Here is a 10,254-nt window from a genome sequence, read left to right as displayed (position 1 = left end):
CTTATAAATTAGGGAGGAACAGCTTCGATACATATACTATAAAAGGTGGATGTGACCTCTATGTGAACATAGAGTGAAAGATATGGGGATTTGAAAGATAGTACATATGAAATTGTTATTGCTAGCAATATAGAATTAGGATATAGAGTTTTCCAGCATAAAACGAAAAGGAATCTGAATATAAATAAAAGTTGTAATCTATGAAAAAAAAGATTATGCTCAACTATATTATGAGAATATAAGGTTTGTCCCAATTATTTAAGGGCTTTTAAAAAGCTTTTTATTGTATGAGGGGAAGCTTCACTTTAATAAGGGAGTTAGTGATATGGACGTAACAAAAAAACAAGGGCTGTATAATCGTCTTATACGATTAAACCCACCACAAATATTAGCATTAGGCTTTTTCTGCTTAATTGTGGTTGGCGGTTTGTTATTAAAATTACCATTCGCAACGAAAGTACATATTAGTTGGGTAGATGCTTTCTTTACAGCAACGTCAGCAGCGACCGTAACTGGTTTGGGAGTAGTGGATACAGCAAGTACATTTACGATGTTTGGCGAAATTGTTATTATGTTTTTAATTCAAACAGGTGGTCTAGGCCTTATGACAATTGCCATTTTAATTGTTTGGGTACTAGGTAAAAAAATCGGATTACGCCATCGTTTATTAATTGGAGAAGCATTTAATCAAACAAATATAGGTGGTCTTGTAAAATTAGTAAAGCGTGTCTTTATATTTTCGATTTGTATTGAACTTATTGGGGTCATCTTTTTATCGTTTCGCTTTATTCCAGAGTTTGGTTTTGGAAAAGGTTTATACTATAGTATTTTTCATGTAATTGCATCTTATAATAATGCAGGGTTTGCTTTATGGCCAGATAATTTAACAAGATATGTAGGGGATCCCATTATTAATATTGGGATTTGCTCTTTAATTGTAATTGGTGGACTCGGTTTTACCGTATTAATTGATATATGGTATAGTCGCAGTTTTCGAAAATTATCACTTCACTCAAAAATAATGATTATTGGAACAGTAGTACTAAATGTTATAGCAATGATTGTGATTTTTGTATTGGAATATAATAATGTGAAGACGTTAGGGAATTTATCTTTAAATGAAAAAATATGGGCTTCCTTCTTTCAAGGTATTACTCCGCGGACAGCTGGATTTAATACGGTTGACTATGGAGGTATGGAAGAATCATCTATATTATTTACGATGATTTTAATGTTTATTGGTGCAGGAAGTGTATCAACAGGTGGAGGAATTAAATTAACGACGTTTGTTATCTTAATTACATCTGTCCTTTCTTTCTTTAGAAAAAAGGAGGAAATTGTTTTATTTCAGCGTACAATTAAAATGTCGACAGTAACGAGGGCCTTAGCGATTGCTGTTGCCAGTCAAATACTTATTTTAGCAGCGGTATTCATATTAATGCTTACAGAAAACTTCAGCTTTATTCAATTATTATTTGAGACAATATCAGCGTTTGGCACAGTCGGATTAACGATGGGAATTACTGCAAAGCTATCGGCATTCGGAAAATGTATTATTATGTTTGTTATGTTCTGCGGATTAATTGGACCATTAACACTTGTGTTCTCTTTAGCGCGACCAGCAAAACAAAAAATAAAATATCCATCGGAAGATGTGTTTACAGGATAAGGTATCCCGCGTTAAGCGAGATACCTTTTTCTTTTTTAGAACAGGGAGAACAATAGACCAATAAGTGCTACTCGGAATAAAATTGCGATAAGTGCAGCAATTCCACCGACAACTGCAGCGATACCGCCAGTTACAGTAGCTCCGCGATTATAAGCGTAAATACCGAGTAAAACAGAAACAAGACCAAATAGTGTTGGAAATGTAAATAGTGATAAGATAGATAGCGCAAGAGCGATAAAACCAGCAGTTGATCCAGCAGCGGACGATTTTACAACATCTTTATCGTCTTTATCATCGTAATCATAATCAATGCGTTGTGGTGCAACCTCAGCGGCGTACTCTTCTTTATAGTCACTATAATCACTATCTATTCTATCTCTTTTTTTATAATCATCAAATTTCTCAGTCAAAGTCATGACTCCTTTCATAACAAGGTTCAATAGTAGTATGTATCTCTTTTTCTTTTTTATCCCGCTATTTGTGGGAGTCGAGCTACGTACACATCCCACTGATTAAAGTTTCACTATACCGGAGCATGTACAGGGAGTAGTATCTTTTAAAAGAAGGAAAATGTTTTTTTGAAATAGGAAAAGTTAGTATGACTTCCTCTATTTTGGAAAATATAAAAAGGAATAATGAGGAAAGGGTGCAATACATAATGGAACATCCAATTGAAAATTTAATGAAAACGGCAATGACAAATTTAAAAGAGATGGTAGATGTAAATACAATTGTTGGGAGCCCGGTTTCAACAGCTGACGGAAATGTAGTATTAACAGTATCTCAAGTGGCTTTTGGTTTTGGAGCTGGTGGAAGTGATTTTAAAGGGGATTTCATCACTGAAAAACATAACGGTGGGCAAAATCAGCATAAAGAGAACAAACAAGGGCATCCATTTGGAGGAGGAAGCGGGGCTGGGGTTTCCATTAGTCCAGTAGCTTTTTTAGTAGTTGGTTCTAATGGGGTGCAAGTATTACATCTCAACAGCAGTACACATTTAATTGAAAAGGCTTTAAATACTGTACCAAGCACTGTAGATAAATTTGTGAATGGTCGTCAAAAGTGAACTTGCATTTTTTAGGAATTATGATATATTAGAAAAAGTGCGCTTTAGGATGATCGGAATAATTGAAATGTAAATATATATGATGTGTGGAATAAGGGAGAGGAATTTATGATTAATATCAAAAACTTAGTAGTTGGCTTATTTATGTTAGTAAGCGGCTTTGTTGTATATGTAATAAAAGAAAAAGCTCCATTCTAAAACAGACAAACCGTTAATGTCTGTTTTTAGTTTGCGGAAAAAAGTTGACAAGTTATTGTATTGGTGTTAAAATTTTAATTCGTGTCTCGGTTACAGCTAGTGTAAAGTAAATATCTCTTATGAATGCAATACGAAAAGTTTGCGAAAGATCGGGTAATTTTATCAACAACTTTTGTGAACAAACCCTATAAATTGTATTTGTAAGCTATATATGTATACTAGTGAATCAAGGAGCGGTCAGTGGAACCGTAATGATGAGAGAGAGGTAGGGCTTTCATCCAGTATATGTTACTTTCCCGTTAGGTGAATATAAAAAAGAGGACTCCTTTTAAAAGGAGTCCTCTTTCATTTTTTAAGTGCGACTTTCAACTTGTTGACAAATTTCATCCGTTGTTAAACCGTGAGCTGTAATGACTGATCCTTTAATTGATGTATCTGCAATGCCCATCACATTAGAATCTTGCCCAGTTACAATGCAACAATCACACCCTTGTGCATCCTGTTCTGAGTTAAGTGTAACAACTTCATGACCTTGTTGTTGAAGAGCTTGTTGAACGTCTGTTAATGAGTTTTCAACGCCAATTCTAGCCATAATTATCACCTCCTACCATCTAATTGCTAGTATGCTCAAGTTCACTGCATATATTTATGAAAAGACGGTAGGAAGTAAATCTTTGTTTAGTCGTTATATACGCCAGTAAGCATTTGACTAACGAATTGATCGTTTAATGTATCTTGTGCTGAAGAAGTATTTGAATGGATGTCGATTGAAGCAATAAAATGATTATGTTCTTTCGTATTTGGTTCTACCTCTACGTAATTATCGAATTTACAAAAACCTTTCGTATCCATTAGATCAAATAATTGCAGCATTTCTACTACCTCTTGTCTCGTTCCTTTAATTTGTACACACGCCATATTTATTTCCTCCTTTATTTTGACAAATTGTTTTTTAAAAATAGGATTATGATTACGAAATGAAAAATATGAATGTTATTTTTAGACAGCGCTATTTTTGTTATTTTCCCCCTTTTTCAGCAAAAGTCGTTATATATCCCCGGATTTATAAAATCGGACGTCCGTTTATTGAATACAATAGATTCGTATCAATTGATGAAAATCCTTCTTTTAAACAAATATTTTTTTAGTGGAAATTGGCGAAAAAAATTTTTTGACTTTTTGTAAACGTTAACAATGTTGTTAAATCAGTATAAGCAAAGAAGTACGTACGATTAAAAATTATAAATTTTCTAAAAATTCACTTGATTTATTTAGAAAGGAGAGTAAACTAGGAAACAATAAAAAATTCATAGAACATAGGAGGCGCTTCTAGTGAATGAGCAATGGATTTTCTTAAATGGAGAATTTGTTCCAAAAGATGAGGCAAAAGTTTCAGTATATGATCATGGCTATTTATATGGCGATGGAGTGTTTGAAGGAATTAGAGTTTATAGCGGTAATGTTTTCCGTTTGAGAGAGCATCTTGTCCGGCTGTATGAATCAGCAAAATCAATCCTTTTAGAAATTCCATATTCATTAGATGAAGTAACAAATATTGTTGTTGAGACGATTCGACAAAATAAATTATCTAATGGATACATTCGCCTTGTTGTATCAAGAGGAGCAGGAAATCTTGGATTGGATCCCGATTCATGTAAGAAGCCGAATGTAGTAGTAATTGCAGAACAATTATCTTTATTCCCACAAGAATATTATGAGAAAGGGATTCCAGTTGTAACAGTTGCAACGCGCCGAAATCGTCCCGATGTTTTATCCCCTCAAGTAAAATCTTTAAATTACTTAAACAATATTTTAGTTCGTATTGAAGCGAAATTAGCTGGAGTACAAGAAGCACTTATGTTAAATGATCAAGGATATGTAGCTGAAGGATCAGGAGATAACGTGTTTATTGTTAAAGGAAATAAATTAATTACACCACCAAGTTCTGCTGGAGCGTTAGAAGGTATTACACGAAACGCCATTTTAGAAATCGGCGAAAAACTTGGGTATGACGTAAGAGAAGAGTTATTTACAAGACATGATGTATATGTAGCTGATGAAGTGTTTTTAACAGGAACAGCTGCTGAAGTGATTGCTGTTACGACAGTAGATGGTAGAACGATTGGCTTAGGGCAAACAGGTCCACATACGAACCGTTTATTAAAAGAGTTTCGTAAGTTAGTTGTAGAAGATGGAGAGAAAATTTACGAAGAAAATAAAGTTGGATAACAACTTTTTTAACATAAGAAAGCGTTGATAGGGAGGAGTAGTTGATTGTGAAGCCTCACAGAGAGTCGGTGGTTGCTGAAAACCGATGGTTCACGTCGACGAACATCGCCCTTGAGTGCTAAGCTAAAGCATTTGTCTAGGCTTAGACGGTAGCTCCGTTATTAGCTAGATCCATTTATGGATCACTGAGGCAAGAGTATTCTTGCGAAGAAGGGTGGTACCGCGAAATCTTTCGTCCCTTCAGCACATAGCTGGAGTGTGGACGTAGGATTTTTTTATTGTATAAAAGTTTGAAAAAGGGGGCTTATAAGAACAATGTCTTCAAAAACGGAAGAGAAACTGGCAACTGGTGCACAGCTATTGTTAGAAGCGCTAGAAAAGGAAGGCGTAGAAGTGATTTTCGGTTATCCGGGTGGTGCCGTTTTACCTCTCTATGATGCATTGTATGATTGTGAAATTCCGCATATTTTAACAAGGCATGAGCAAGGGGCAATTCACGCTGCTGAAGGGTATGCCAGAATTACAGGGCATCCAGGGGTTGTAATTGCAACGAGTGGGCCAGGTGCTACAAATGTAATTACGGGTCTAGCTGATGCGATGATTGATTCATTGCCACTTGTAGTATTTACAGGCCAAGTAGCAACAACGTTAATTGGGAGCGATGCTTTTCAAGAGGCAGATATTATGGGACTTACGATGCCAGTGACAAAACATAACTATCAAGTGCGAAAGGCCTCAGATTTACCTCGAATTATTAAAGAAGCATTTCATATTGCTAAAACTGGAAGACCAGGACCAGTCGTTATTGACCTTCCGAAAGATATGGTAGTCGAGAAAGGTGAGCAATGTAGCAATGTACAAATGGATTTACCGGGATATAACCCTAATTATGAACCGAATCTACTTCAAATAAACAAATTACTCAAAGTAATTGAAACCGCAAAAAAACCGTTAATTTTAGCTGGAGCGGGTATATTGCATGCGAAAGCTTCGAAAGAATTGACAAATTTTGCTCGTAAATATGAAATCCCTGTTGTGCATACATTACTTGGTCTTGGTGGTTTTCCACCAGATGATGAACTATTTCTAGGGATGGGAGGAATGCATGGTTCTTATACAGCAAATATGGCGTTATATGAATGTGACTTACTCATTAATATAGGCGCGAGATTTGATGATCGGCTTACAGGGAATTTAGCTTATTTTGCTAAAGGGGCTACTGTTGCGCATATCGATATCGATCCAGCAGAAATCGGGAAAAATGTGCCAACTGAAATTCCTATTGTTGCAAGTGCTAAGCGGGCATTGGAAGTATTACTTGAACCAGAAGGGGGAAAAGAAAATCATCATGAATGGATCACTTTATTAAAGGGGAGAAAAGAACAATATCCATTCTCTTATAAAAGAAATTCTGAAAGTATTAAGCCCCAATACGCAATTGATATGTTATATGAAATTACGAAGGGAGAAGCGATTGTAACAACAGACGTTGGGCAACACCAAATGTGGGCAGCCCAATATTATCCGCTGAAAAATCCAGATAAATGGGTAACTTCTGGTGGATTAGGAACGATGGGGTTTGGATTTCCAGCAGCAATCGGTGCGCAAATTGCAAAGCCTGAAGAATTAGTTATTGCAATTGTTGGTGATGCTGGGTTTCAAATGACTCTACAAGAATTAAGTGTATTAAAAGAACACGCTTTACCCGTTAAAGTATTTATTTTAAATAATGAAGCTTTAGGAATGGTAAGACAGTGGCAAGATGAATTTTACAATCAAAGATATTCACATTCTTTATTACCATGCCAACCAGATTTCGTCGCTCTTGCGAATGCATATGGCATAAAAGGTGTTCGTATTGACGATCCACTTCTTGCAAAGAAGCAAATCCAGCATGCTATTGAATTACAAGAGCCAGTCGTAATTGATTGTCGTGTACTTCAATCAGAGAAGGTTATGCCGATGGTTGCGCCAGGAAAAGGTGTTCACCAAATGGAGGGAGTGGAAAAAGGGTGAAGAGAATTGTTACAGCGACAGTTCGAAATCAAAGTGGTGTTTTAAACCGAATTACAGGGGTTATGACACGAAGACATTTTAATATTGAAAGTATTTCAGTAGGTCATACAGAATCATCAGATATATCGCGAATGACGATTGTTGTACACGTTGAAAGTGAACAGCAAGTGGAGCAGTTAATTAAACAACTGCATAAACAAATTGACGTACTGAAAGTATCAGATATTACAGAAGAAGCGATGATTGCTAGAGAACTTGCTCTTATTAAAGTAGCAACTTCTGTAGCGAGGGCAGAATTATATAGTTTAATTGAACCGTTTCGAGCCGCTGTAATAGATGTTGGGAAGGATTCCATAGTTGTGCAAGTAACAGGTACGCAAGACAAAGTAGAAGCGTTAATTGAATTACTTCGTCCATACGGTTTGAAAGAAATTGCTAGAACAGGTGTAACAGCATTTACACGTAGTATGAAAAAACAAGATAAGCAAGTTATGTTAATTCAATAATCATTTAAATATAGGGGGAAATGAAAATGGCAAAAGTTTATTATGAGAAAGATGTAACAGTAAATGTATTAAAGGAAAAGAAAGTAGCAATCATCGGATATGGCTCGCAAGGTCATGCACATGCGCAAAATTTACGTGATAACGGATTTGATGTAGTAGTAGGTTTAAGAAAAGGTAAGTCTTGGAATAAAGCGAATGAAGATGGATTTTCTGTATATACAGTAGCAGAAGCAGCGGAAAAAGCTGATGTAGTAATGATTCTACTGCCTGATGAATTACAACCAGAAGTATATGAAGCTGAAATTGCACCAAATTTACAGGCTGGAAACTCCCTCGTGTTCGCACATGGATTTAATGTTCACTTTGATCAAGTAAAACCACCAGCTAATGTAGATGTATTTCTAGTAGCGCCAAAAGGACCGGGGCATCTCGTACGCCGTACGTTCGCCGAGGGCGGGGCTGTTCCTGCATTATTTGCAGTATATCAAGATGCAACAGGAGTTGCGACTGAAAAAGCACTTTCTTATGCTGACGGAATTGGAGCAACGAGAGCTGGTGTACTAGAAACGACGTTTAAAGAAGAAACAGAAACAGATTTATTTGGAGAGCAAGCTGTACTCTGCGGCGGAGTGACTGCACTTGTAAAAGCAGGGTTTGAAACGTTAGTTGATGCAGGATATCAGCCTGAACTTGCATATTTTGAATGTTTACATGAACTGAAGCTAATCGTTGACCTTATGTACGAAGGTGGACTTGAAAATATGAGATATTCAGTTTCAGATACAGCGCAGTGGGGAGACTTCGTATCAGGACCACGCGTTGTTACTGAAGATACGAAGAAAGCGATGGGGGCAGTATTAGCAGAAATTCAAGATGGTACATTTGCAAGAGGCTGGATTGCAGAGCATAAAGCAGGAAGACCAAATTTCCATGCGACAAATGAGAAAGAGAATAAACATGAAATCGAAGTAGTTGGACGTAAATTACGTGAAATGATGCCTTTCGTACAGCCGCGAGTAAAGGTAGGGGTTAAATAATATGAAGCAGGTTTTGTTCATGGATACAACGCTTCGTGATGGCGAACAATCACCAGGAGTAAATTTAAATGAACAAGAGAAATTACAAATTGCTAGGCAATTAGAGAGGCTTGGTATTCATGTAATGGAAGCTGGATTCGCGGCAGCTTCCGAAGGTGACTTTCAATCGGTAAAACGTATTGCGAATACAATTCAAAATGCTACGGTTATGAGTTTAGCTAGAGCGAAAGAAAGTGACATTCGAAGAGCATATGAAGCTGTGAAAGGTGCTGTATCTCCTCGTCTACACGTATTTTTAGCTACGAGTGATATTCATATGAAATATAAACTTTGTATGTCAAAAGAAGATGTGTTAAATAGTATTCATCGCTCGGTTACGCTTGGAAAATCATTATTTCCGACAGTACAATTTTCTGCAGAAGATGCGACAAGAACAACAAGAGATTTTTTAGCTGAAGCAGTAGAAGTTGCGATTCGTGCAGGAGCGAATGTAATTAATATTCCAGATACAGTTGGATATACGAATCCGGAAGAGTATTATTCTCTTTTTAAATACTTACAAGAATCCGTTCCATCATATGAAAAAGCGATTTTTTCTTGTCATTGTCACGATGATCTTGGTATGGCAGTAGCAAATTCGTTAGCTGCGGTTGAAGGAGGAGCATTGCAAGTAGAAGGAACGATTAATGGCATTGGAGAAAGAGCAGGGAATGCAGCGTTAGAAGAAGTTGCGGTAGCTCTTCATATTAGAAAAGATTTTTATAAAGCAGAGCCTTCAATGACTTTAAAAGAAATTAAGGCGACGAGTATATTAGTAAGCAGGTTAACGGGTATGGTTGTACCGAAAAATAAAGCAATCGTTGGAGCGAATGCATTTGCTCATGAATCGGGCATTCACCAAGACGGGGTTTTAAAAGAAGTAACAACTTATGAAATTATCGAACCAGCGCTTATAGGAGAATCTCAAAATCTCTTTGTACTTGGGAAACATTCTGGCCGTCATGCGTTTACGGAAAAAATGAAAGAGCTTGGTTATGAATTTACAAATGAAGAGCGAGATGCGGCATTCGAAGCATTTAAAAAGTTGGCTGATCGTAAAAAGGAAATTACTGAAGAAGATTTACGCGCACTTATGCTTGGTGAAGCAGCATTTGCAGCTCAGCAATATAACATTACGCAATTACAAGTGCATTTCGTATCAAATAGTACACAATGCGCAACAGTTGTGCTGAAGGATGAGGAAGGAAATGTATATGAAGATGCAGCCACTGGTTCTGGTAGTATTGAAGCGATATACAATGCGATTCAAAGAATTTTAGGATTAGAATGTGAATTGGCAGATTATCGCATACAATCTATTACACAAGGTCAAGATGCACTTGCTCACGTTCATGTTGAATTAAAAGAAGGTAGTCACCAAATATCAGGTTTCGGAGTTGCGCAAGACGTATTGGAAGCGTCGGCGAGAGCTTATGTCCATGCAGCAGGGAAATTAAAATCTCTTATAGCGCTTGTGAAATAAATATTTGATAG

The 10,254-nt window shown here is 36.7% G+C and carries 11 protein-coding genes and 1 other annotated feature; of the genes, 8 read left to right on the top strand and 3 right to left on the bottom strand.

The annotated features are described in order from the left end of the window. Window positions 1–325 precede the first annotated feature (325 nt). Entirely contained in the window at window positions 326–1,669 is a 1,344-nt protein-coding gene (locus tag ABWK52_RS10005) for a TrkH family potassium uptake protein (RefSeq protein ID WP_058839471.1), read from the top strand. Between the two features lie 35 nt (window positions 1,670–1,704). Here ABWK52_RS10005 and ABWK52_RS10000 read toward each other — a convergent pair whose 3' ends face one another. Next, on the bottom strand, window positions 1,705–2,079 hold the full coding sequence (locus tag ABWK52_RS10000; protein WP_000136535.1) for a hypothetical protein: 375 nt from the start codon (window positions 2,077–2,079) through the stop codon (window positions 1,705–1,707). A 188-nt stretch (window positions 2,080–2,267) separates the two neighbouring features. Here ABWK52_RS10000 and ytfJ point away from each other — a divergent pair, with 188 nt between their 5' ends. Both ytfJ and ABWK52_RS09990 read left to right on the top strand, forming a co-directional pair. Next, window positions 2,268–2,735, top strand: a complete 468-nt coding sequence (gene ytfJ, locus ABWK52_RS09995) for a GerW family sporulation protein (RefSeq protein ID WP_000204234.1) — start codon at window positions 2,268–2,270, stop codon at window positions 2,733–2,735. Between the two features lie 108 nt (window positions 2,736–2,843). Continuing rightward, window positions 2,844–2,933 (top strand): hypothetical protein, encoded by a 90-nt coding sequence (locus ABWK52_RS09990; RefSeq protein WP_000608227.1) that lies wholly within the window; start codon window positions 2,844–2,846, stop codon window positions 2,931–2,933. A gap of 352 nt (window positions 2,934–3,285) precedes the next feature. On the opposite strand, the gene ABWK52_RS09985 is transcribed toward ABWK52_RS09990, so the two are convergent. Both ABWK52_RS09985 and ABWK52_RS09980 read right to left on the bottom strand, forming a co-directional pair. Further along, complete coding sequence (locus ABWK52_RS09985) at window positions 3,286–3,525, bottom strand: YkuS family protein (protein WP_000101017.1); 240 nt, start codon at window positions 3,523–3,525, stop codon at window positions 3,286–3,288. An 86-nt stretch (window positions 3,526–3,611) separates the two neighbouring features. Then, window positions 3,612–3,851 carry a DUF3911 family protein gene (locus ABWK52_RS09980; RefSeq protein WP_000752512.1) on the bottom strand — a complete coding sequence of 80 codons (240 nt, stop codon included), beginning with the start codon at window positions 3,849–3,851 and terminating at the stop codon, window positions 3,612–3,614. A gap of 414 nt (window positions 3,852–4,265) precedes the next feature. Here ABWK52_RS09980 and ilvE point away from each other — a divergent pair, with 414 nt between their 5' ends. The 5 genes from ilvE to leuA all read left to right on the top strand — a co-directional run bounded on the left by ilvE (window position 4,266) and on the right by leuA (window position 10,243). Next, window positions 4,266–5,162, top strand: coding sequence for a branched-chain-amino-acid transaminase (ilvE, locus tag ABWK52_RS09975; protein ID WP_001005487.1), 897 nt, complete (start codon window positions 4,266–4,268; stop codon window positions 5,160–5,162). A gap of 15 nt (window positions 5,163–5,177) precedes the next feature. Then, window positions 5,178–5,405 (top strand) — a binding site (T-box leader). Between the two features lie 72 nt (window positions 5,406–5,477). Continuing rightward, window positions 5,478–7,178: an acetolactate synthase large subunit gene (gene ilvB, locus ABWK52_RS09970; protein WP_000095832.1), complete on the top strand. Its 1,701-nt coding sequence runs from the start codon at window positions 5,478–5,480 to the stop codon at window positions 7,176–7,178. Further along, window positions 7,175–7,684, top strand: a complete 510-nt coding sequence (ilvN, locus tag ABWK52_RS09965) for an acetolactate synthase small subunit (RefSeq protein WP_000822952.1) — start codon at window positions 7,175–7,177, stop codon at window positions 7,682–7,684. The genes ilvB and ilvN overlap by 4 nt, the downstream gene beginning before the upstream one ends. A 26-nt stretch (window positions 7,685–7,710) precedes the next feature. Continuing rightward, complete coding sequence (gene ilvC, locus ABWK52_RS09960; RefSeq protein ID WP_001151747.1) at window positions 7,711–8,721, top strand: ketol-acid reductoisomerase; 1,011 nt, start codon at window positions 7,711–7,713, stop codon at window positions 8,719–8,721. Between the two features lies 1 nt (window position 8,722). Next, window positions 8,723–10,243: a 2-isopropylmalate synthase gene (leuA, locus tag ABWK52_RS09955; RefSeq protein ID WP_000815755.1), complete on the top strand. Its 1,521-nt coding sequence runs from the start codon at window positions 8,723–8,725 to the stop codon at window positions 10,241–10,243. The last annotated feature ends 11 nt before the right edge of the window (window positions 10,244–10,254 follow it).

Source organism: Bacillus sp. AP50, from assembly GCF_040492675.1.
Lineage (GTDB): Bacteria > Bacillota > Bacilli > Bacillales > Bacillaceae_G > Bacillus_A > Bacillus_A cereus.
The sequence above is the reverse complement of the archived record's forward strand: the minus strand, read 5'-3'. Positions and strand labels throughout refer to the sequence as shown.

What these genes read in the sequence shown, in the direction of transcription:
- ABWK52_RS10005 (WP_058839471.1), top strand. Translation starts at nt 326, where the DNA reads ATGGACGTAACAAAAAAACAAGGGCTGTATAATCGTCTTATACGATTA.
- ytfJ (WP_000204234.1), top strand. Translation starts at nt 2,268, where the DNA reads ATGACTTCCTCTATTTTGGAAAATATAAAAAGGAATAATGAGGAAAGG.
- ABWK52_RS09990 (WP_000608227.1), top strand. Translation starts at nt 2,844, where the DNA reads ATGATTAATATCAAAAACTTAGTAGTTGGCTTATTTATGTTAGTAAGC.
- ABWK52_RS09985 (WP_000101017.1), bottom strand. Translation starts at nt 3,525, where the DNA reads ATGGCTAGAATTGGCGTTGAAAACTCATTAACAGACGTTCAACAAGCT.
- ABWK52_RS09980 (WP_000752512.1), bottom strand. Translation starts at nt 3,851, where the DNA reads ATGGCGTGTGTACAAATTAAAGGAACGAGACAAGAGGTAGTAGAAATG.
- ilvB (WP_000095832.1), top strand. Translation starts at nt 5,478, where the DNA reads ATGTCTTCAAAAACGGAAGAGAAACTGGCAACTGGTGCACAGCTATTG.
- ilvC (WP_001151747.1), top strand. Translation starts at nt 7,711, where the DNA reads ATGGCAAAAGTTTATTATGAGAAAGATGTAACAGTAAATGTATTAAAG.
- leuA (WP_000815755.1), top strand. Translation starts at nt 8,723, where the DNA reads ATGAAGCAGGTTTTGTTCATGGATACAACGCTTCGTGATGGCGAACAA.